Below are 611 nucleotides of genomic sequence, written 5' to 3' on the forward strand. Positions count from 1 at the left end.
AGGTTGGTTGCGACTGGTTCGGGAAGCGCGGTTAGCGATTGCCGGCCAGATCGCGGTCAGCGCCCTGCGGGGCCTGGACCTGGACCGTTGCGGTCGACTTCGAGATCGAAGCGGTGACCGAATGGTCGACAGTGGCGGCGGCGGACTGATTGACGTTGGCCGAACCATAATTGTCGCTGCCGGCGAAAGCGGTGCCCGTGGCAACGAGGATGGCGGCAGCGGTAAGAGCGATCTTGGTCATTTTCTTTACTCCAGTATTTATCTGTCCTGTCCGTCTAGTGGCGTGCCCTTGGGAGGAATTTCGCGTCGCTCGGACCACCCCGAGATGGGTCTGCCCTGCTGCCGTTTCCAATCACGAAGATGTTCCAGCGCGGGTCGAATCCAGACCTTGAAATCCAGCGCAAGGCTCCGGCGGTCACAATCTTTTTCTTTGATATCAAATGGTTAGGCTAGACCGCGAGACGCAACAAGCACGTCTTTGCTGAGCCAGCGTTCACACCGTCCTGCACAGTGCGTCAACAGAAATCGAACTGAACGGTTCGGTTTTATCACGAGTGCGCTGATTTGAGCCTTTCAATGACGCAATCGACCTCGTTGACGGTCGCAAGGAC

General features: G+C 57.4%; 1 protein-coding gene. It reads right to left on the minus strand.

Going from position 1 to position 611, the window contains the following annotated elements; genetic code table 11:
- Nucleotides 1-31 precede the first annotated feature (31 nt).
- Nucleotides 32-241 (minus strand): DUF680 domain-containing protein, encoded by a 210-nt coding sequence (locus AC1DX0_RS36800; RefSeq protein ID WP_477219307.1) that lies wholly within the window; start codon nucleotides 239-241, stop codon nucleotides 32-34.
- Nucleotides 242-611: the final 370 nt, after the last annotated feature.

This window comes from Mesorhizobium sp. P3_A9 (assembly GCF_056402975.1).

Excerpts from the sequence above, each read along its gene's own strand:
- AC1DX0_RS36800 (WP_477219307.1), bottom strand. The coding sequence starts at position 241 with ATGACCAAGATCGCTCTTACCGCTGCCGCCATCCTCGTTGCCACGGGC.